General features: G+C 65.6%; 21 protein-coding genes. 1 reads left to right on the forward strand and 20 read right to left on the reverse strand.

The genetic code is table 11. From position 1 onward, the window contains the following. Positions 1-22: 22 nt before the first annotated feature. From E0504_RS02760 to E0504_RS02815, 12 genes are all read right to left on the reverse strand, one after another. Positions 23-502, reverse strand: coding sequence for a DUF305 domain-containing protein (locus E0504_RS02760; RefSeq protein ID WP_131621737.1), 480 nt, complete (start codon positions 500-502; stop codon positions 23-25). A gap of 12 nt (positions 503-514) precedes the next feature. Next, entirely contained in the window at positions 515-1,204 is a 690-nt protein-coding gene (locus tag E0504_RS02765; protein WP_131621739.1) for a DUF2231 domain-containing protein, read from the reverse strand. Then, a complete protein-coding gene (locus E0504_RS02770; RefSeq protein ID WP_207912130.1) occupies positions 1,205-1,699 on the reverse strand; it encodes a nuclear transport factor 2 family protein in 495 nt (164 codons plus the stop codon). A 13-nt stretch (positions 1,700-1,712) separates the two neighbouring features. Next, the gene (locus E0504_RS51170; protein ID WP_207912131.1) at positions 1,713-2,429 is read right to left on the reverse strand and encodes a copper resistance protein B; all 717 of its coding nucleotides are present in this window, start codon (positions 2,427-2,429) and stop codon (positions 1,713-1,715) included. 568 nt (positions 2,430-2,997) lie between these two features. After that, positions 2,998-4,980, reverse strand: a complete 1,983-nt coding sequence (locus tag E0504_RS02780; protein WP_131621743.1) for a copper resistance system multicopper oxidase — start codon at positions 4,978-4,980, stop codon at positions 2,998-3,000. A gap of 77 nt (positions 4,981-5,057) precedes the next feature. After that, positions 5,058-5,297 carry a hypothetical protein gene (locus E0504_RS02785; RefSeq protein ID WP_131621745.1) on the reverse strand — a complete coding sequence of 80 codons (240 nt, stop codon included), beginning with the start codon at positions 5,295-5,297 and terminating at the stop codon, positions 5,058-5,060. A gap of 34 nt (positions 5,298-5,331) precedes the next feature. After that, positions 5,332-5,661 (reverse strand): hypothetical protein, encoded by a 330-nt coding sequence (locus tag E0504_RS02790; protein WP_131621747.1) that lies wholly within the window; start codon positions 5,659-5,661, stop codon positions 5,332-5,334. Between the two features lie 97 nt (positions 5,662-5,758). After that, a complete protein-coding gene (cueR, locus tag E0504_RS02795) occupies positions 5,759-6,151 on the reverse strand; it encodes a Cu(I)-responsive transcriptional regulator (RefSeq protein ID WP_131621749.1) in 393 nt (130 codons plus the stop codon). Further along, on the reverse strand, positions 6,148-8,520 hold the full coding sequence (locus E0504_RS02800) for a heavy metal translocating P-type ATPase (protein ID WP_131621751.1): 2,373 nt from the start codon (positions 8,518-8,520) through the stop codon (positions 6,148-6,150). Before E0504_RS02800 ends, cueR begins: the two co-directional genes overlap by 4 nt. Before the next feature lie 192 nt (positions 8,521-8,712). Continuing rightward, positions 8,713-9,561, reverse strand: coding sequence for a 4,5-DOPA dioxygenase extradiol (gene ygiD / locus E0504_RS02805; RefSeq protein WP_131621753.1), 849 nt, complete (start codon positions 9,559-9,561; stop codon positions 8,713-8,715). Between the two features lie 87 nt (positions 9,562-9,648). After that, the gene (locus E0504_RS02810) at positions 9,649-10,230 is read right to left on the reverse strand and encodes an NADPH-dependent FMN reductase (protein ID WP_131621755.1); all 582 of its coding nucleotides are present in this window, start codon (positions 10,228-10,230) and stop codon (positions 9,649-9,651) included. Positions 10,231-10,322: 92 nt separating this feature from the next. Continuing rightward, positions 10,323-11,021: a pirin family protein gene (locus E0504_RS02815; RefSeq protein WP_131621757.1), complete on the reverse strand. Its 699-nt coding sequence runs from the start codon at positions 11,019-11,021 to the stop codon at positions 10,323-10,325. 98 nt (positions 11,022-11,119) lie between these two features. On the opposite strand from E0504_RS02815, the gene E0504_RS02820 reads away from it, so the two are divergent. Further along, positions 11,120-12,016, forward strand: coding sequence for a LysR family transcriptional regulator (locus E0504_RS02820; RefSeq protein ID WP_131621759.1), 897 nt, complete (start codon positions 11,120-11,122; stop codon positions 12,014-12,016). A gap of 64 nt (positions 12,017-12,080) precedes the next feature. On the opposite strand, the gene arsB is transcribed toward E0504_RS02820, so the two are convergent. The 8 genes from arsB to cysN form a co-directional block, all read right to left on the reverse strand. Next, positions 12,081-13,148, reverse strand: a complete 1,068-nt coding sequence (arsB, locus tag E0504_RS02825) for an ACR3 family arsenite efflux transporter (protein ID WP_131621761.1) — start codon at positions 13,146-13,148, stop codon at positions 12,081-12,083. Continuing rightward, positions 13,141-13,548 (reverse strand): arsenate reductase (glutaredoxin), encoded by a 408-nt coding sequence (arsC, locus tag E0504_RS02830; protein WP_131621936.1) that lies wholly within the window; start codon positions 13,546-13,548, stop codon positions 13,141-13,143. The genes arsB and arsC overlap by 8 nt, the downstream gene beginning before the upstream one ends. After that, entirely contained in the window at positions 13,545-14,015 is a 471-nt protein-coding gene (locus tag E0504_RS02835; RefSeq protein WP_131621763.1) for an ArsI/CadI family heavy metal resistance metalloenzyme, read from the reverse strand. Before E0504_RS02835 ends, arsC begins: the two co-directional genes overlap by 4 nt. Next, positions 14,012-14,362, reverse strand: coding sequence for a metalloregulator ArsR/SmtB family transcription factor (locus tag E0504_RS02840; RefSeq protein WP_207912167.1), 351 nt, complete (start codon positions 14,360-14,362; stop codon positions 14,012-14,014). Before E0504_RS02840 ends, E0504_RS02835 begins: the two co-directional genes overlap by 4 nt. A 461-nt stretch (positions 14,363-14,823) precedes the next feature. Beyond that, entirely contained in the window at positions 14,824-16,647 is a 1,824-nt protein-coding gene (locus E0504_RS02845) for an alpha/beta fold hydrolase (RefSeq protein WP_131621765.1), read from the reverse strand. A gap of 95 nt (positions 16,648-16,742) precedes the next feature. Continuing rightward, positions 16,743-18,776 (reverse strand): TonB-dependent siderophore receptor, encoded by a 2,034-nt coding sequence (locus tag E0504_RS02850; RefSeq protein WP_131621767.1) that lies wholly within the window; start codon positions 18,774-18,776, stop codon positions 16,743-16,745. 47 nt (positions 18,777-18,823) lie between these two features. Then, positions 18,824-19,555 (reverse strand): 3'(2'),5'-bisphosphate nucleotidase CysQ, encoded by a 732-nt coding sequence (locus E0504_RS02855; protein WP_131621769.1) that lies wholly within the window; start codon positions 19,553-19,555, stop codon positions 18,824-18,826. Next, positions 19,552-21,462 (reverse strand): sulfate adenylyltransferase subunit CysN, encoded by a 1,911-nt coding sequence (gene cysN / locus E0504_RS02860; RefSeq protein WP_131621771.1) that lies wholly within the window; start codon positions 21,460-21,462, stop codon positions 19,552-19,554. The genes E0504_RS02855 and cysN overlap by 4 nt, the downstream gene beginning before the upstream one ends. Positions 21,463-21,464: the final 2 nt, after the last annotated feature.

A 21,464-nucleotide genomic window follows, 5' to 3' on the forward strand; every position in this document is an offset into this window, starting at 1 on the left:
CGTGATTCTAGGGCGTATCGGGTCAGAGGCGGTCCATGATCCGCTTCATCTCGGCAATTTCGTCTCTCTGAGCCTGGATGATCTCGCCGCAGAGCCGGCGTATCTCGGGGTCAGTGAGCTTGGCTTCCTCGCACATCAGGATAGCCCCTGAGTGGTGCGGGATCATCGAACGCAGGAACTGGTCATCGCCGACGAGGCTCTGTTGCCGGATGCCGACAAGCGACAGGACGAGGATCGCCGCAAAGGCTACATAGAGCGCGGCGTTGAGCTTCCGGTTGCGATACATGCCTCCCATTGTCGCAAGCATGATCGCGCCCATCGGCGCCCACATGACCAGCGCCATGTAAAAGAAGTTCACGTTTTGGATGAACTCGCCCCAGCTCCAGATCATGGCGAACATGGCGACATACATCACCAGCAGGCTCAGGCCGAGATTGACGGCCAGCATCATGTAGGGCTTTGAGCCCACCTCGTGATGCGCGGACTTTGCGCGGTCTTCCATCGGTCGTTCTCCTTACCAGTTCAGGTGATCGACGCCGTGCACGAGCGCACCGCCGAACCACCCCTGCACGAGGATCGCCGCTGTCAGGATCGACAGACCGACGATCATGCCGGAGCCGCGGTCTTGCTCGGGGCGCCTGAGCGCGAACACACCCAAGGCGAACGCCCCGATCCCGATGCCGGTCCCGAGCCAGCGGTGGCTCTGCATCATCCAGTCGTCGAGGCCGAGTTCGAACCCGCCGCTCAGCCAACCAGAGATCATGGCGAACGGTGCTGTCACCCCCGCGGTCACCACGAGGAACTGGACGGGCTTGGCGAACCCCGGCCGCTTGCGCCCGACGATCGCGGTGAAAAGCGCCGCAGGGATGAAAGCGATCGGAAAATGCACCAGCATCGGATGGAAGCGGCCGAGCCAGTCGAGCAGCCGCGCCGCGAAGCTCTTCGGCGGATCGTCTATCTCGTCCATGGCGGCCATGGCCGTGGCATGACCCGGCATCGCCATGTCGTGCGCCATGGGAGCACTTTGCGCCGATCCACTCGCAGCCGCGCGCTGTGCTTCGAGTTGCGCTGCCTCCTGCTTCGCCTTGTGATCCTTGTGCGCCGAGACGGGCGCAGCTGGCATCGACAGCACGGCAATGCCTGCCAGTATCGCCAGCACCGACCGCGCCAGCCATGCTTGAGAACGTCGAGTGAACGAGGCCATCTAGGCCCCCTTCGGCTTGCGCGCCGAATTGTGCATGACCAGTATCTTCCAGCCATCCGCAGTCCGGATGAGAACGCTCGTTGCAACGCCCTTTCGCATCGCGATCTCCCCGCTCTTGGTCTCGATCCGGTAATTGTAGGTCTCGGTCGCGAGCGCGAGATCGCCTTCCATGCGGACCGCGACCGTGTAGTCTGAGAACGCGAATGAACGGAACGCCGCGAGTTCCGGCCCCAGATGGTGCGCGAGATACTCCTTGTATGACCCTTCGACCCCGCCGGTCTCGAACACTGCAGAATCGTCGGTGAAGAGCGCTTCGGTTCCGGACGCATCCAGCCGCTCGATCGCAGACTTATAGCGCGCCAGCACCGCGCGAACGGCGCTCTCGTCCGCGCTCAGCGAAGCGGGCTGCGCCGCTACCGGCGCGGCGTGCGAGCCATGAGCCTCGGGTGCCGCCTGGGCGGACAGCGCGGCAGCGATCATGGTTGTTATCAGCATTGTTCTTCTCCCCTCAGAACCAGAAGCGAATGCCCGCCAGGAAGCTGAAGCCTCCGGGCGATTCGCCTTCGTCCCGCAGGAAATCACGCGTCCTGCCGAACGCCCGCTCGTATTGGACGCCCACGTAAGGAGCGAATTCGCGCGCGATGTCGTAGCGCAGCCGGACGCCGATCTCTGCATCGGTCAGGCCCGCGCCGACACCAATGTCCTGGCTGCTCTGAGCCGCGAAATTGAGCTCGGCCCGTGGCTGCAGGATCAACTTCTGGGTGATGCGCTGGTCGTAATAGCCCTCCAGCCGTCCCATCAGCTCGCCCCGGTCCGACAGGAACAGTGCGCCCTCGACATCGAAGAAGCCCGGTGCGAGCCCCTCGAACCCGACCGCGGCGTAAACGCGCGATGGGTCGGGCTCGAAATCATAGCGGACACCCGCCTGGAGGTCGAAGTAGGGCCCGATGGCGCGGCTGTAGAGTGCCTGGACCTCGGCGGATTCCAGGCCGCCGCCAAACTCGCCTTCGCCCTCCGTTTTGACGACCAGCCGATTGATGTCCCCGCCATACCAGGCCTCGCCGCCCCATTCGTAGGCGTCGCGACCGTTACGAATCTTGGCCTCGGCGATATTCACCATCACCATGGAGAAGTTCTGGCCACCATGATGAAGCGACAGGTGGTGCCGCCCCATCGCCATCGCGGACGGACCGTAGATTGCGTCCGCAGCGTAATCGGCGGGCACGGGCGGGGCTGACCCCGAGCTGGCTGGCAGGTTCGTTCCCTCGGCGGCCATGGTTGCAGCCAGGGTGCAGTGCCCCATAGCTGCATGCTCCGGGAGACACGCGGTCTGCGGGGCGGGCTGCGGTGCCGGAAGCGTACAATGACCCATCGCCGCGTGTTCCGGGAGACAGGCGGGTTGAGGCTGGGGCGCCGTTGCAGCCGGGAGCGTGGTCTGTGCTGTCGGGGCCGTGCAATGCCCCATTGCGGCGTGTTCCGGCAGGCAGTTGTATTGAACTGGCGACCCAGGCTGCAGCTTCGCTGATGGGGAGGTGGCGGGAAGCGTGCAATGTCCCATCGCAGCATGTTCGGGCAGACAGGCCGACTGCGCTTGCGGCACCGGCCGCGGCGTGGCCACAGGCGCTTGGTTTGCCGGTAGCTTGCAATGCCCCATCGCAGCATGCTCTGGTGCACAGGCCGTGCTGGCGGTTGTGGCGGAAGTCTGGGCCGGTTGAGCCTGCCCTTGCGCGACTGCGGGCACGCTGACCAAGGTCGCCACAGCGAGCAGTGAAACGGTGGTGAGCGAGGTCATCTTACGCGTCTCCCTTGTCGGGACGCACGGTGACGACACGCATCATCCCGGCGGTCATGTGGTAGAGGTTGTGACAGTGGAACGCCCAGTCGCCCTGCGCATCGAGGGTGACGTCGAAGGTCGCCGTCCCGCCCGGCTGCACGTTCACCGTGTGCTTGCGCGGCGACCAGGCGCCATGCCCCGTCACCAGCTCAAAGAAGTGGCCGTGCAGATGGATCGGGTGCTGCATCATCGTGTCGTTGACGAGCCGCACTCGCACACGCTCGTTGTGACGGAACGGGATCGGCTCGGCCGGCTCGCTCAGCTTCACCCCGTCGAACGACCACATGTAGCGTTCCATGTTGCCGGTCAGGTGGATGTCGAGTTGACGGGATGGCGCGCGCACGTCGGGATTGCGCTCGAGCGCCATGAGATCGCGGTAATTCAGCACGCGGTGGCCGACGTCTTCCAGACCCGTTCCTGGATCGCCCATGCGGTCGACCGGCATCGGCGAGATCGTCTGCACGCCCGGGTTCTTGTCGACCCCCGGCGCGTTTGCGAAGTCCCGCATGCTCATCGAGCCGTGGTCCATTGGCGCAGCTGCCTGGCCGGCGGCTGCAGGGGCCGTATGTCCCATCGCGGCGTGATCCATGGGTGCTGCCGCCGGAGATGCCGCAGCGGAGCCATGCCCCATCGCTGCGTGATCCATACCCGCCATGCCAGCCGCCGCTGCCGTTGCAACGACGGCGCCTGTCTCTTTCCAGCCGGTCAGCTTCCACAACTCGCCGGAGGCGTTCTGTTGGGCAGTCGGATCGACGCCGCGCGTCTTAGCAGGGTTCGCTGACCCGGACCCCATACCGCCATGCCCCATCCCGGCGTGGTCCATGTCGCCCATGCCCATGTCCTTCATGGTGAGAAGCGGGCGCGGGCGGAGCGGCGGAACCGGCGCGCTCATGCCCTCGCGCGGCGCAAGGGTCGCGCGGCCCAGGCCCGACCGGTCGCTCGCCTCGCTGACGAAACTGTAGGCGCGGTCCCCGGGCGAAACGACGACGTCGTAGGTTTCCGCCGTGCCGATCTGGAATTCGTCGACGGTCACGGGCCGCACATTGAGGCCGTCAGCCTGCACGACCGTCATCGGGAGGCCGGGGATGCGGATGTTGAAGGTCGTCTGCGCCGAGGCGTTGATGACCCGCAGCCGTACCCGCTCACCCGGCGTGAACAGGCCGGTCCAGTTGTCGTAAGGTCCGAACCCGTTGATGGTGAATGCGTAGGTCGAGCCGGTGACGTCCGCGATGTCTGCCGCGTCCATCCGCATTTGCGCCCATTCCCAGCGCTCCCGCGCGGTAAGGTCTTTGCCGGCCATCAGGCCCGACAACGTCATCCGCTGGCGGTTGAAATAGGGCCCGCCCATCTGCTTGAGCTTGCGGTAGATCGTCGCACCGGCGAGCGGGCTGTGGTCCGAGAGAACCAGCACATGCTCGCGGTCGTAGGGGACCGGATCGGGCCCGGCCGGATCGATCACGATCGGGCCGTAGACGCCATCCTCCTCCTGGTAGGCGCTGTGGCTGTGATACCAGTAGGTTCCGGCGTGGCTGAGATCGAACTCGTAGTCGAAGGTCGAGCGCGGCGTGATGCCAGGGAAGCTCACGCCTGGAACGCCGTCCATCTCGAACGGCACGAGGAGTCCGTGCCAGTGGATCGAACTGTCCTCATCGAGCGTGTTCTGCACGCGCAGGCGAACGCGCTGGCCTTCCTTGAGGCGAATCAGTGGGCCGGGCACGGTGCCATTGATGCCGATCGCGCGGCTGACCTTGCCGTCGACCTCGACGCTGACCTGGCCGATGGTGAGCGCAATGTCGTTGCCGCTGACTGTCGGCAGCGGGCGCACCAGGCCTTTCGAGAGTGGCTGAGCCCAGGCGGGCAGAGCCTGCGCGAGGCCGAAACCTGCGCCGGATACGGCGGCGGCGCGCAGCAGCGCACGCCGTCCGAGGACGAGTTCATTCATCGAAGATTCCTTGGCTCACTGGCGTGAAGACGATCGCCTGCCGGCGGGAGCGGGCCCCTGCCGGCAGTCAATCGTGCCTAGTGCTGGGCGTGCCCGTCGGCCGGGGCCGCAGGCGTCATGTCATGGCCTGCATGCGGGTCCGACGAAGGCGCGTCCGTGCCGCTGGCGGGCTTGGCCGCCATCTTGTCGCAGCAAGCGCACTTGTCCTTCATCTTCTCGCAGCATTCCATCTTCGGCTTCTCCGCGGGAGTAGCCTGGGCGTGCGCGACGCCCGGAAGAGCGATCGCCAGCGCGACCGCAGTCATCAATTTGTTCATGATCCTAAACTCCGTAAAATCGAAAAGGGCGATTTCACGCAAGTTTGGGAGGGGGAGTTGGGAGCTTTGCCAGGAACGCGCGGTGTTCGGTTGAAGGCAAACCGAAGAGCAAGGGCGCGTGATACATGACCAGCTCGAGCGAGGCAGCGCCGAGCGGCGCCACGGCCGAGCACATCGCGACACAGCACTGTGTCATCGCGCCGGGCTGGTCTTCGCTGCCGGAATCCTCGTCGCCGCAATGCCCTGACTTCGCCATCTCACGATGATCCATAGGCATCGCCGCCATGGCCATGCCCGACTGCATCGCCAGAGGGGCGACCAGCATGGCCAGCGCTGCCAGGATGAGATGGAGACGACGGAGCATCAGGCATTTGTCCTAGGCTCGGGCGGAGCAGGGGTCAATTTTCTTGTGAGGTCGAAGGTACGCGCGTGCTTCCCGCGTTCGCCCTTATGCGCCCGCATCATCCCACGGACTCAAGGTCATCGAGGATGGGGCAATCGGGCATTTGGTCGCCGTGACACTCGGCGGCGAGGCGCTCGAGCGATCGACGCATCGAATCCAGCTGCCGAGACTTGGCCTTCAATTCGGCCGCACGGGCGAGAGCAAGTGCCTTGACTTCGGCACTGGCGCGGCTGCGATCCTGCCAGAGTCCCAGCAGCTGCCGTATTTCCTCGATACCGAAGCCGAGATCGCGCGCCCGTCCGATGAAAGCGAGTGTGTGAACGTCTGTCCGATCATAGTCCCGGTATCCCGAATCCCTCCTTGGGGCAGCAGTGATCAAGCCCACCTTCTCGTAATGCCGGATCATCCGCTGGCTCACGCCGGACGCGCTGGAAGCTTCGCCGATCTTCACAAGGGGATGCTCCGCAAGCGCAGCGAATTGCCGATGACCGCCACCGAACTGAACGCCATCGCCGCACCTGCGATGATCGGACTCAGTAGGACGCCGAACCACGGGTACAGAACCCCGGCCGCGATGGGCACGCCGGCGGCGTTGAACACGAACGAGAAGAACAGGTTCTGCCGGATATTCGCCATGGTCGCGCGGCTGAGCTTGCGGGCGCGGACGATGCCCCGCAGATCGCCCTGCACCAGGGTGATCGCCGCGCTTTCCATCGCCACGTCGGTGCCCGTGCCCATCGCAACGCCGACATCGGCGGCTGCGAGAGCAGGAGCGTCGTTGATGCCATCCCCCGCCATTGCCACACGCCGCCCTGCGCGACGAAGCTCCTCCACCTTCGCCTGCTTCTGCTGCGGAAGGACATCGGCCATCACCTCGTCGATCCCGACCCGGCGGGCGACCGCTTCGGCCGTCCGGCGATTGTCGCCAGTCATCATCACGACGTGGATGCCGCTCTGGCGGAGCTCCGCGACGGCCTCGGCAGCGCTGTCCTTGATCGGATCTGCCACCACCACGATGCCGGCCAGCCTCCCGTCGATAGCGACGAACATGACGCCCTCGCCTTCTGAACGATGCTGGTCCGCCTGGCTTTCGAGCGGGCTGATGTCCGCTCCGACCGTTTCAAGGAGCGCAGCGTTGCCCAACGCGACCCGGCGGCCATCCACCTGGCCGGTCACGCCCTTGCCCGTTACCGAGGCAAAATCGGCGCTCTCCGGCAATACGATCCCCCGGTTCTGTGCACCTTCGACGATCGCCGCAGCCAGTGGATGCTCGCTGCCGCGCTCCAGCGCCGCGGCGAGGCGGAGGACCTCGTTCTCGTCGAAGCCATCCGCCGGCTGGATTTTGACCAGCTTCGGCTTGCCGACCGTCAGGGTGCCGGTCTTGTCGACGACCAGCGTATCGATCCTTTCGGTAAGTTCGAGCGCTTCGGCGTTCTTGACCAGTACTCCGGATGTCGCCCCCCGGCCGGTTCCCACCATGATCGACATCGGCGTCGCCAGACCCAGCGCACAGGGACACGCGATGATGAGGACCGCCACCGCATTGACCAGGGCGTGCGCGGCGCGCGGCTCGGGTCCGATGAAATTCCAGACGATGAAGGTAGCGATGGCGATCAGGACCACACCCGGGACGAACCAGCCGGAGACCCTGTCCGCAAGCGCCTGGATCGGTGCACGCGAACGCTGCGCGTCGGCCACCATGCGGACGATCTGCGAGAGCATGGTATCGCGTCCCACGCGATCGGCACGCATGACCAGACCGCCGGTACCATTCACCGTGGCGCCGGTGACCCGGTCGCCTTCCCCCTTCTCGACCGGAACGGGCTCGCCGCTGATCATCGACTCATCGATCGAGCTCCTGCCCTCGACCACGATGCCGTCGACCGGCACCTTCTCGCCGGGTCGGATGCGCAAAAGATCGCCGACCTGGACGAGGTCCAGCTCGACGTCCTCGTCGTTACCGTCGGAGTTGACCTTTCGGGCTGTCTTGGGAGCCAGGCCGAGCAAGGCGCGGATCGCCTTTCCGGTGGCGGAGCGCGCGCGCAGCTCGAGAACCTGACCGAGCAGCACGAGCGTGGTGATGACGGCCGCGGCCTCGAAATAGACCGGCACCATGCCGCCCATCGTCCGGAGCGCTGGAGGAAAAATCTGTGGCGCGACGGTCGCGACCACGCTGTAGCCGAACGCGACCCCGACGCCGAGCCCGATCAGCGTGAACATATTGAGGTTGCGGGTTCGCAGCGACTGCCAGAACCGCTCGAAGAACGGCCAGCCGCCCCACAGGACGACCGGCGCCGCGAGCACCAGCTGCACCCATTGGGACATACGTATGGGCATTACTTCCCAGCCGACTAGCTCCATCAGGACGACCAGAACGACAAGCGGGACGCTGAACGCGGCGCTCACCCAGAAGCGCCGCGTCATGTCTATGAGTTCGGGGTTCGGGCCTTCCTCCAGCGTCGGCTCGAGGGGCTCCAACGCCATGCCGCAGATGGGGCAGGTGCCGGGACCGTCCTGGCGGATTTGGAGATGCATGGGGCAGGTCCAGATCGTGCCGGCGGGCACGTCCGACAGATCGGCCTTCGTAGCTCCCGAAGCCGCGCCGGAAAGGTAGCCCTCCGGATTGGCGCTGAACTTTGCCAGACAACTCGCACTGCAGAACCAGTAGGGTTTTCCGTCGAGCTCGAACCGGTGAGGGCTGGTTCGGCTATCCACCTTCATGCCGCAGACGGGGTCAGTCGTCATCCCGTGCTCGTGTCCGCCCTGCGGGGCCGCGCGCGAACTATGCGTGCAGTCGTGGTGATGATGGTTCTCGTGCATGTCCGGCTCCTTCAGAACGAATCGGTATGCGCGACCTTATGGTGTCTGACATCATGTCAGGGTCAAGCGGATCCGCCAGTGGTGGTTGAACAGGGATGGAGATGTTGCTGGAGCCGCGTTTCTTTGGACCTTTCATAACAAGCAAATGGCTGAAAATACCTCGATGGTTGGCGCGCGATGAAAGCTGGGTAATCACATGTTGGTCTGATCGGGTGGCACGTCAACGGGAAGATCGGCCGCACCGTCAGCAAAGGCTGGCAGGTCCAGATCTGGGCCGACGTTGTAGCTCGTCATTGACAGTGACCCCAGCGAATATCCCTCGATGAAGGACTGGGACCTGCCTTCCGCAGCTGCCAGGCCGGCGGTATAAAGCAGCGGAAGGTAGTGGTCGGGTGTCGGCACGGCCTTCGCAAAATCAGGATGCTCGCCTAGCTTCAGAATGTCAGACGGATCGTCGGCCATCTGGGCGCGTACGGCCTCGTCGAACCGCTGTGCCCAATCGGCTCCTGCGGTGGGCTGATTCCATTGCACCAGCCTAAGGTTATGGACGACGTTGCCGCTCGACAGGATGAGCACACCCTTATCGCGCAGAGTATTCAGCCGTGCGCCAAGCTCGAGGTGATAGGAGAACGGCTGCGAGGCGTTGATCGACAGCTGTAGAACCGGGACGTCCGCCTTGGGATAGAGGTGCGCCAGAACACTCCAGGTTCCGTGATCGAGGCCCCACTCTTCCTGGTCCAGCCCCACCCACTCCGGCTTGATCGCCTCGACGACTTCCTGCGCGACATCGGGGTCTCCCCTGGCGGGGTATTGAAAGTCGAACAGCGGCTGGGGAAAGCCGAAGAAGTCGTGGATCGTGCGTGGCCGGGCCATGGCGGTCACCGCGGTCGCCCCGATGTACCAGTGAGCCGATACGACCAGGATGGCGCGCGGGCGCGGCAATCGCTCGCCCAGCGCGCGCCAGGCCTGCGTGTATCCGTTGAGCTCAAGCGTGTTCATGGGGCTGCCATGGCCGATGAACAGGGCGGGCATCCTGTTCATTGGCCGACTCCCAGGGTGACCACCGCCATCAACACCGACAGACTAACCAAGGCGGCCGAAAACCAGGCCAAGTCCCACCTGTCGCTCTTATCCATGTGACGTCTCCTCACGGCTGACATTGCGATCGATCCATGCGGCGAACGCGTTGATGAAGGTCTGGAAGAAGGCCTCGGTGTCATTCGCGGCGAGATCGCCTTGGTCGTCGAACAGCGTGCCGGCGCCGCCGATATACGCCTCCGGCTGCTGTAGGACCGGCATGTCGAGGAACACCAGCGACTGGCGCAAGTGATGGTTGGCGCCAAAGCCGCCCACCGCTCCTTGCGACAGGCTCATCACCGCCGCCGGCTTTCCGGCAAACACGCTGGCGCCGTAGGGTCGCGATCCGACGTCGATGGCGTTCTTGAGCGCGCCGGGGACCGAGCGGTTGTATTCCGGCGTGACGAACAGCACGGCATCGCTTGCCTTGACCTGGGATCGGAAGCGCTCCCACGGGGCCGGGGCGCCGCCTGCCTCGACATCTTCGTCGTAGAGCGGCAGCTCGCCGATCTCGACGATTTCGAGTTCGACGCCGTCCGGCGCAAGCCCGGCCAGCGCGTGCGCTGCCTTGCGGTTGAGCGAATCCTTGCGGAGGCTGCCGACGATCACGGCTACTTTACGGGTCTGGGTCATTTGGATTTCTCCTGATTTGAGATGGGTGCCAGTGAGCGGAAGCGGGAGGGGGGACCTCCACCCACCGGCGGGCCGAGCATCACGCCAAAACGTCAGCGTGCGTCGACCAGAACCAATTCACTGTCTTCGAGCGCGGTCATCTCGATCCGCTCGAGCCCGGTGATAGCGGCGCCATCACGCGCGTTGACCTCCACCTCGCCGATGCGAACCTTTCCGGTCGCCGGCACAAGGTACAGGTGCCGGTGGGGCGCTGCCTCGTACGTCACGGTTTCGCCCGCCTTGATAGTGGAGCCGAGCACGCGGGCCTGCGCCCTGATCGGCAAGCTGTCGCTGTCTTCCTCAATGCCGGATGCGAGGGTTACGAACTGGCCGTCCCGATCATCCTTCGGAAAGGGCCGTGCGCCCCAGCTGGGCTGGCCTCCGCGTTCATCGGGGATGATCCATATCTGGAACATCTGCGTGGCCTCATCCTCGTGGTTGTATTCCGAATGCGTCACGCCGCTGCCGGCCGACATCACCTGCACGTCGCCGGCTTCAGTCCGGCCGGTGTTGCCCAGGCTGTCCTGGTGGGTGATCGCGCCCTTCCGGACATAGGTGATGATTTCCATGTCGCGGTGGGGGTGCGGCGGAAAGCCGGACCGGGGCGCGATGGTGTCGTCGTTCCAGACCCGCAGCTGACCCCAGTTGGTCCGCGCAGGATCGTGGTAGTCGGCGAACGCGAAGTGGTGGCGGGCGTCGAGCCAGCCATGATCGGCGGCGCCGAGACCCGCAAACGGTCGAACTTCTATCATCGTCATTCTCCTGAATGTCCTGTTGAGCCGATATGGGCCTTGCGGCCATTCAGGATAAGCGGGATAAAGTGGTTCGAAATGATCAGGAAAGTCGAACAATGGACGTTGGAAGCCCGACTGTCGACCAGCTCAGGATTTTCCTCGCGGTAGCTGAACACGGCAGCTTCAATCAGGCCGCCAAGAAGCTGGGCCGCGCTCTATCGGTGGTCAGTTACGGCATCGCGGCACTGGAGCTTCAGCTTGGCGTGAAGGTGTTCGATCGTGAAGGCTCACGGCGTCCCCAACTGACCGATGCTGGGCGCGCGCTGCTCGCGGACGCGCGGGCGGTCATCGATGAGGTCGACGGGATGATGGCGCGAGCGCGCAGCGTCCGGCAGGGGCTTGAGACCGAGCTTGCGCTGGCGGTCGACGTGATGGTGCCGAGCGCCACCATCGCGGCCGTGCTCCATGATTTCCAGACGACCTTTCCGACCGTGGACTTGCGCCTTCACGTGGAGGCGCTGGGGGCCGTCGCCGCGCTCGTGCTCGATCAGCGAGCCGATTTGGCAGTGGCTGGGCCGGACATCACCGATCTGCCGGAGCTTCAACGCGCCGTGATCGGCAGCGTTGCACTTGTGCCGGTGGCTTCGCCTGGCCACCCACTGGCACGGCTCGAGCGGGTGCCGCCGGGTGAAGCCCGCCGCCACCTCCAGCTCGTGCTGACCGACCGCTCGAAGCTGACCGAAGGAAAGGAGTTTTCGGTCATCAGTCCGCGAACCTGGCGGCTTGCCGATCTGGGCGCAAAGCACGCCTTGCTTCTGGAAGGTGTGGGCTGGGGCAACATGCCCCTTCACGTTGTGTCCGACGAGATCAGCCAGGGTCGGCTGGTCAAACTCGATCTGCCGGAGAATCCGCCGCTGGAATATGTGCTTCACGCGTTGTGGCGGAAAGATAGCCGACCAGGGCCGGCGGCGTCCTGGATGCTGGATGCGCTCGCAGAGCGACTGCAGTGCTAGCGTATGCTTTTTTACCGAACTACCACGCCGATGTTTAGCGGCCGAAAGAATGTCAGCAGCAGGCCTAGGCGCGCGCTTCCTGCCGTTCGTACCAGCCGCGCGACCGCTTCACGATAGCGACCACGGAGAGCATCACCGGCACCTCCACCAGCACTCCGACGACCGTGGCAAGGGCTGCGCCCGAGTTGATGCCGAATAGCGAAATGGCGGCGGCGACGGCGAGTTCGAAGAAGTTCGAAGCGCCAATCAGCGCCGCCGGGGCGGCGACGCACCAGGCCACACCGAACTTCCGGCTCAGCCAGTAGGCCAGCCCGGCGTTGAAATAGACTTGGATCAGGATCGGCACGGCGAGGAGCACGATGACCAGCGGCTGGGCCAGGATCTGCTCACCCTGGAAGCCGAACAGCAAGACAAGCGTCGTCAGCAGTGAGACGAGCGAGAGCGGCCCAAGCACACCAAGCAATCTGTCGAGCGCAAGCTGGCCGCCCGTTGCCAGCACTCGGCTGCGCATCAGCTGCGCGATCACCACCGGGATCAAGATGTAGAGCACAACCGAGAGCATCAGCGTGTCCCAGGGCACGGTTATCGAGGCCACGCCCAGCAGCAGCCCGACAATGGGCGCGAAGGCGAACACCATGATGAGATCGTTCAGCGCGACCTGGCTGAGCGTGTAATTGGGCTCCCCTTCGCAAAGATTTGACCAGACGAAGACCATCGCCGTGCACGGCGCGGCGGCCAGGATAATGAGGCCGGCGATATAGGAGGATATCTCGCCTGCGGGCAGGAGCGGAGCGAAGAGCCAGCCGATGAAGAAGGTGCCCAGCGCCGCCATCGAGAACGGCTTCACTCCCCAATTGATAAACAGGGTGATTCCGACGCCTTTCCAATGCTGACGAACCGATCCAAGCGCCCCGAAATCGATCTTGAGCAGCATCGGGATGATCATCAGCCAGATCAGCACCGCTACGGGCAGGTTGACCCGGGCGATCTCGGCGGCGGCTATCGCCGCGAAGGCGCCGGGAATCGCTGCCCCGAGCCCGATACCCACCGCAATGCACAGCAGCACCCAAACGGACAGATAGCGCTCGAAAGACGACATTGCGGGCCGTGTCCCCGCCTCCGCATCAGCCATTTGCTGGCACCACTTCGCCGTCTTCCTTCACGAAATCCGCGTCGAGTGTCCGATCGAGGACCGAAAGGACTTCTTCGGACGGCCGGCAGAGCCTTGTCCCCTTCGGACCCACCACGATCGGGCGGTTGATCAGGATTGGATGCTCCATCATCGCGTCGATGAGTTGTTTGTCGGTGAGCGAGAGGTCGCCCAGACCAAGCTCCGCGTAGGGTGTTCCTTTCTGCCGAAGCAGGTCGCGCGGAGTGATGCCCATGCGCTGAATGAGCGAGGCCAGTTCTTCCCGGCTTGGCGGGGTGTCCAAATAGTGAATCACCTCGGGCTCGAGCCCCGTTGCGCGGACCAGCGCCAGGGTGTTGCGGGATGTTCCACAGGCCGGGTTGTGGTAGATCGTGACGCTCATCCGCAGCAGCTCGCGGTCGGCGCCGGCATAGCCGGAGCGCAGCATGCGTCCTCGGCGGCATTGGCGGAAAGAGCCGCCAGCGCGGGGCTATCGCCGTACACTGTGGCCTCACCACTGGTTAGAAACGCTTCCCAGACGATGCCGTCCGGATCGGCAATCCAGCTCTTTTCCGACTTGGCGTAGCAACAGGTGGTCGCGCCTTCCTCCAGGACGGGACGATCGGCTGCCCTGAGCCGATCGTAGACCTCGGTCAGTTCCTCGCCGCTTTCGACCTGAATACCGAGATGCTCGATGCCTTTGGCAGCGTGGTTGCCCGAGGAGATCGCGAAATTGACGCGGGGGTCCTCCAGCATCCACTTGGCATAATCATCCTTCGTCACGGTCGGCTCCGCCGCAAACAGGGTCGAGTAGAACCCGATGGACGTGCTCAGATCGGTGACGCCGACGTGGACATGCAGACGCTTCATGCGGAAATCCTTTCCTGAGGCTGCGCGGCATCCTCGCCGCATTGTGCCGCCGGCGCGCAGGCCGCACCGCCGCAGCAATTCTCCATGAGGTAGCCGACCAGCGCGTTCATCGCTGCATAGTCGGCTGTGTAGATGAGCGAGCGTCCCTGCCGCCGCTGCTGAATCAGCTCTGCGCGCGTAAGGTGCGCCAGATGGAACGACAGGGACGAGTTGGGGACGCCGAGCGTCTCGGCAATGGCGCCCGCGGGCATACCGTCATCGCCGGCCTGAACCAGTAAGCGAAACAGTGCTAGGCGATGCTCCTGCGCAAGGGCGCCAAGCGCCTCGACGGCAGCAGTTGAAGTCATTTCCATGACAATCGAAATATCGCCGGTGATCTTGCTGGTCAAGGTATATTTCGACCAATCTCGAAACGAGTGTGCGTTTGCTCACTTTGATGCCATGGGTCACGTTGTCCACTAAGGGTGGAAAGCGGCTATTATCGATCGCCTGCACAAGGGTCCAAAAGTGGGTGCTGAGTCCCTAAAAAGGCATCGAACCAATACCTTATTGGTCATTTGCGGGCTTTTTCCGGGCCTTTTGCCACAGCCACATCATCCAAGCCTTTGTAGTTACAGGTCGAAAAATGTCGAATTAGATGCCTCTTCTGACCATCGCGTCGAACGTGTGGGGACAGCTGTGGGGACGCTTTAGGGGTGATCGAAGAAAAATAAGTGCAAACAATTACATAGCCCGATGTCGGAGCTGACACCCTCTCCGCCACATCCTGATCCGAATTGCCGCGCCGCACCAGCCGGTGTCCCGCTAGCTAGCGGGCGCACAGCCTTTCCAGCTGGTCAGCGACCAGCGGCGCGTGGCTGGAGGTCATGAAGCGCCCGCCGCCCTCCACCGGCACCATCGGCGTGCGCGGCAGGATCCGCCGCCAGTAGCTTTCGACTTCGGCGGTGCTGTTGTGGGTATCCTGGTCGCCCTGCAGGATCACCCAGTCGGTCACCTCCAGCGGCGCGAAATCCCATGTCCGCCGCGAAATGATGTGTTCCTCCATCACTCCGCCGATGAAGTTGCCGGTGGCGAATGGCCGGAGCGCGCGGAACCGGTCGCGGATGAATTGCGGGTCGTCGCACATATTCTCGTCGGTCACGCACCCGCGGACGATGGCGCGGGTCAGTTGCTCGACCCGCGCCAAGTTGAGCTGCGAGCAGATTATGCGGAAGAAGAATTCGATCAGCGCGGGCCGGCGCGCGAACGCTTCCTTGATCGCGCCGACCACGCCGACTCGCTGGCCGTTCTCGCTGGCTTCCGGAGTGGGCGACACCAGCACCACCGGCCCGACCCGGTCGGGCGCGCGTGACTTCAGCACGTGGACGAACTGCGCCCCGCACCGGGCGATGATCGGCACCTGGTCGACGCGGCAGGCGTCCAATACTTGCAGCGTGTCCGCCACCGCCTGGCTAAAGGGATCGTCGACCGTGGCGCGGCCGAGGTGCGTCGCGCCGTAGCCCGCCCGGTCGATCGCGATCGGCCGCCAGCCGCGGCGCTGCAGTTCGGTCATCAGTGGGCGCGGAACCGCGCGGCACGACCAGTTGCTGTGCACGATCAGGACCGGCTTGCCCGACGCCGGACCATAGTCGCTCCACGCGATCGTCTCGAGCCCGTTGGGGCGCACCGTGAAGCGCGACGGCTCGATCGCCGGGTCGAGGAACCCCGGCGCCGCCTCCACCGATCGGGCGAACAGGCGTAGCGCCTGCACCTCGGCCATCAGGCGGGCCAGTTCCCCGGCGCTCTGCAGGCCGAAATTGAGGTAGAGCGCCTCCAGCTCCTTCTTGATGACCGCCGCGCTGGTGCCGATCGCCTGGGCCGCCGCCTCGCGCGACGCGCCGAGCGAGATCATCAGCGCGACGCGCGCCTGCCGGTGCGTCACCCCCAGCATGTCGCTGATGATGTTCGCGCGGTCGATGTCCCCCGGCTGGATGCCGAATGCCGCCTCGACGATCGCGCGGATCACTGCGGGGGTGTTCTGCATCGACATGCGCCGGGCGGCGCCGGTCATCGCTTCGCGCGCAGTGACATAGGCGATGCCCAGCTCCGCCGCTGCCGCGCGGATGCTGCCGGTGCGGATGACCGACGTGACCACCCGCTGCTGTTGCGGGCTGAGCCCGAACCCCGCCGCCGCGATGGAGATCGGCTCGGCCGCTCCGCCCGCCAGCAGCGCTACCTGGCCCTTGCCGATGCGGCCGATCGCGTGGCGCACCGATGGCGGCAGGTTCCAGCCGGCGGCTTCTTCGGTCGGCGCCCACAGGCCGAACAGGAGGTGCCCGCCGTCATCGTGGAACGAGAACAGCCGGCCGTGGGACGCTTGCCCCTCGATCCGGTCCATCAGGGTGTCGAAAGTCGCGACGGAAGGAACCCATTCCGGCTGATCGAGCGGAACGGCCTTGCCCGCGGCATCGAACAGCAGGAAGCCAAGGAACCCGCGATAGGGGATGGCGGCCTGGGGATAGTGGCGGCCGTCCTCTTCCTCCAGCGCGGCGCGCTCGAACGAAGCCGCGTCCTGCCGCAATGCATCGAGTGATGCGTCGGGCTGATCGATCATGCGCTGAAAGACTGGTGCGAATCGATCCTCGCCCGACACGCCTGCTCCCCTGTTGGCGGTGTGAGGCGATAGTGCGCAGGATTTCGGCTGGCGGCAAGGGTCTCGCAGAGGTCCAGCCGGACCGTCTCCGGGTGCTACAGGTCCAGCGCCACTCCGGCCCATAGCGTGCGCGGGGCGCCGAGGTCGATCGAGCCTGCCTGGTTGCGCGTGATCACCGGTCGATCGGTCAGGTTCTCCCCCCGCACCACTACCGAAAAGCGCGGCGACAGAGGGACTTGCGCAAAAAGATCGAGGGTGGTCGCCGCAGGCAGGACATTGGTTTCCAGATCGTCTTCGAACTGATCGCCCACATGGCGCAGGGACAGCGCCACGCGCGCGTCGGCGGACGGCCGCCACGCGACGGTCGCGCTGGCCGTCCAGCGCGGGGTTTGCGCCGGCCGCAGCCGGTCGAGCGCCGCCGCTTGGCCAGAGCCGCGCGATTCCGCTTTGGTCCAGGCGAGCGAGCCGGTCACATCGAAACGGCCCACCGCGGCGCGCGCTGACGCTTCGATTCCGCGCGCGCGGATCGCATCGATGTTCTGCCGCTGGCGGAGGTTGGGACCGAGCGTGACGTTGGCGACCGCGTGCTTCACCCGGTTGTCGAACGCGGTCAGCGACAGGTCGACGGCGGGTGCCGGCGCGTAATCGATGCCCGCTTCGTAACCGATCAAGCGCTCGTTGCGTAAGTTTGCGTTGGCCTGGGTGACTACGGGGAACACGGTGAACGGGCGGTAGAGTTCGTTCAGCGTCGGCAGCCGCAGGCCGGTGTAGGCCGCGGCGCGCAGCCGCACCCCGCCGCCGAGCCGGGCCAGCGCGCCGCCGCGGAACGAGGTTTCCCAGCCGGACCGGTCGGGAAAGACGGTATCGGTCACCACCGCGCCCCCGGCCGCGCGCGCCGTGAAGAACCCGCGCGTGATCGCATAATGATCCGCCCGTGCGCCGGCGGTCAGCGTCACGGGGCCGATCGTGAGGTCGTTTTCGGCGAACAGGCCCAGGTCCGCAGTAACCCCGCCCGCGTTACGCCACTGCGTGACCGCTCCGGTGGCGGTGCTGATCGCATGCTCGAACAATTCCCCGCTCGACCGGCGGTAATCGACCCCCAGCCGCAGGACATGGTTCTCGCCCGTCGGTGGGCGCAGCTCGAACTTGCCGCCGATGCCGGTCGCGGGCGTGTTTCGCTGGTCCAGGGTGGGCACGAACGCGGTGGAGCTCACCACCACGTTGGTGAAGTTGCGCGCCTGGACATAGCCCAGCAGATCGAACTGCCACGCGCCCCGGCCGACCAGCCGCAGCGATGCGTCCTGCCCTTCCATCGACGTGTCCGCGCCGGCGAACCGCAGCGTGCGGTCGTCCTCGTACAGCAGCACGCGCGCCTGAAGCTCGATCGAATCGCTGAGGGGCGCGACCGTGCGCGCCTGGATCGACCAGGCATCGAACGCTGCCCGCACACTGGCCGGCACGCGCTGGTCGCGCGGGGTCGTCCAGAAGCCTTGCCCGCGATCCCACCGGCCCGACAACGCGACAAAGCCGGCGCCCAGCCGGGGGGCGACCGTCGCGCTGGTCTCGGTTTCGCCCCGGTCGTTGACCGATGCCTGGCCGCTCATAAGCCCCAGCGTCGCTGCGTCGGCGCTGGTCAGCTCGATCGTGCCCGCCAGCGCGCCCGCGCCGAAGGGGCCCGATCCGCCGCCGCGAGTGACGCGGGCGCTCGACAGCCGTTCGGGCGCGATGGCGCTGAAGGGAATGTAGCCGAAGAACGGGTCCGCCATCGGCACCCCGTCCAGCAGCACTTGCGCGCGGCTGGAGGCGTTGCCGCCGAGCGCGCGCAAAGTCACCCCTTGCGCGCTGGGATTGGCCGAGCGGCTATCCGATCGGCGGAATTGCTGAAAACCGGCGACCGACGACAGCGCGTCCTCGATGCGGCCCGACCCCGTGGACACGAGCGTCTCGCGGTCGAGCACCACGGTCCCGTAGGCCGGGGTCGCCGGCGTGTCCGGCAGCCCGGCACCGGTGACGACGATCCCCGGCCCTTCCACCGGGGGGGCAGGTGCCGCCGGGTCGGACTGCGCCGCTGCGGGATTCGCGGCGAACGACGCGGCGAGCGCGGATGCGAGGTAAACCACGGGCTTCATGCACCTCAGGCCCTAGAGGCGCGGGGCGCGGAGGCATAGCGCCTTGATCAGCCGAGACCGGCGACGATCTCCAGCACGGGCGCCGCCAGCTCGGGGCGGCAGATCAGCAGATCGGGCATGGAGACGTCCGCCTGGTTATATACCATCGCGCTGCCGTCGATCCGCGACGCGTGGAACCCGTGGGCAAGCGCCACGGCGACCGGTGCGCAGCTGTCCCATTCGTACTGGCCGCCGGTGTGGAGGTAGATTTCCGCTTCGCCGCGCACCACGGCCATCGCCTTGGCGCCCGCGCTGCCCATCGGCACGAGGTCGGCACCGAGCGCTTGCGCCACCAACTCCGCCTCGCGCGCGGGGCGGGTCCGGCTGACAACCATGCGCAAGGGCGCGGCGGCGGGGGGGAGGGGAGCGGGGCGGTCGGTGCGCAGTACCTGGCCCAGGGCCGGCAGCGCGACCGCGCCGATGGCCGGCCGGCCGCCAATCGCCAGCGCGACGTGCACCGCCCAGTCGTCGCGTTCCTCACTATATTCGCGAGTGCCGTCGAGCGGATCGACGATCCAGGTGCGCTCCTTGCCGAGACGCGCAGCGCTGTCCTTTTCCTCCTCCGACAGCAGCCCGTCATCGGGCCTAAGCTCGCGCAGGGCGGCGACCAGCAGCGCGTTCGCCTCGGCATCGCCCGCCCCGCCCAGGTCCCTGCCATGATGCCGGCGGCTGTCGCGAACGGCCAGAAGGATGCGCCCCGCCTCTCCGGCGAGATGGGCGGCGAGCTCGTGGTCGTTCATTTGAGCGGCATCAACTGGTGGATGATATGCTGCGCGGCTGCTTCGGGCGTCATCTCGACCGTGTTGACCACGATGTCCGGTTGCTCGGGCGGTTCGTACGGACTGTCGATGCCGGTGAAGTTCTTGAGCTCGCCGCTGCGCGCCTTCTTATAGAGACCCTTCACGTCGCGCGCCTCGGCAACCTCCAGCGGGGTGTCGACGAAGATCTCGATGAATTCGCCTTCGGGCAGCATCGCGCGGACCATGTCGCGCTCGGCCCGGAAGGGGCTGATGAACGCGGTGAGGACGATCAGTCCCGCATCCGCCATCAACCGCGCCACCTCGCCGACCCGGCGGATGTTTTCGATCCGGTCGGCCTCGGTAAAGCCCAGGTCCTTGTTGAGCCCATGGCGCACGTTGTCCCCGTCGAGCAGGAAGGTGTGCCGGTTCATCACCGCGAGCCGCTTTTCCACCTCGTTGGCGATGGTCGACTTGCCCGAACCCGACAGGCCGGTGAACCACAGCACCTTGGGCGTCTGGTTCTTGAGCGCCGCGTGGTGCTGCCGGCTGACGTCGGTCGGCTGCCAGTGGACGTTCTGGCTGCGGCGCAGGCTGAAGTGCAGCATCCCGGCCGCCACGGTGGCGTTGGTGATCTTGTCGATCAGGATGAACCCGCCCAGCGTGCGGTTGTCGGCATAGGGTTCGAACACCACCGGCTTGTCGGTGGTCAGCTCGGCCACCCCGATCTGGTTGAGTTCGAGCGTCTTGGCCGCGAGGTGTTCCAGGCTGTTGACGTCGATCTCGTACTTCGGCTCGGCGATGGTGGCCGACACCGTCTGGGTCGCGAGCTTCAGCCAGTAGGAACGCCCGGGCAGCATCGCGTCGTCAGCCATCCACACCACCGTGGCTTCGAACTGGTCGGCCACCTGCGGCGGGTTGTCCGCGACCGCGATAACGTCGCCGCGGCTGCAGTCGATCTCGTCGGCGAACGTCAGCGTGACCGACTGGCCGGCGACTGCCTGCGCCAGATCGCCATCCAGCGACACGATCCGCGCGATGGTTGTCGTCTTGCCCGATGGCAGCACGCGCACCGCATCGCCCGGCCGCACGGCCCCGGTCGCGATCAGCCCGGCGAACCCGCGGAAATCGAGGTTGGGGCGATTGACCCACTGCACCGGCATCCGGAACGGCTTGGCGCTGTCCACACCGCTTAAGACCTCGACGCTTTCGAGGTGTTCGACCAGACTCGGACCGTCGTACCAGGGCGTGTTGTCGCTAGGGGCTGCCGTGATGTTATCGCCCCGAAACCCGGAGATCGGGATCGCGGTGAACGCCTCGATGCCGATGCTGCTGGCGAACTCGCGGTATTCGGCCACGATCGCATCGAAGGTCGCCTGGTCGTAGTCGACGAGATCCATCTTGTTGACCGCCAGCACCACGTTGCGGATGCCGAGCAGGTGGACAAGGTAGCTGTGCCGCCGCGTCTGGACGAGCACGCCCTTGCGCGCGTCGACCAGGATCACCGCCAGGTCCGCCGTGCTCGCCCCGGTGACCATGTTGCGGGTGTACTGTTCGTGCCCCGGGCAATCGGCGACGATGAACTTGCGCTTCTCGGTCGAGAAAAAGCGATAGGCGACGTCGATCGTGATCCCCTGTTCGCGCTCGGCGGCGAGGCCATCGACCAGCAGCGCGAAGTCGATCTCTTGCCCTTGCGTGCCGACCCGCTTGCTGTCGCTTTCCAGCGCGGCGAGCTGGTCTTCGAAGATCATCTTGCTGTCGTACAGCAGCCGCCCGATCAGGGTGGACTTGCCGTCGTCGACGCTGCCGCAGGTGATGAAGCGCAGCATCGTCTTGTGCTGGTGCTGCGCGAGGTACGCGTCGATGTCTTCGGCGATCAGCGCGTCGGTCTGGTAGATCGGCTCGCTCATGG

The sequence above is a fragment of the Parafrankia sp. BMG5.11 genome, assembly GCF_004337455.1.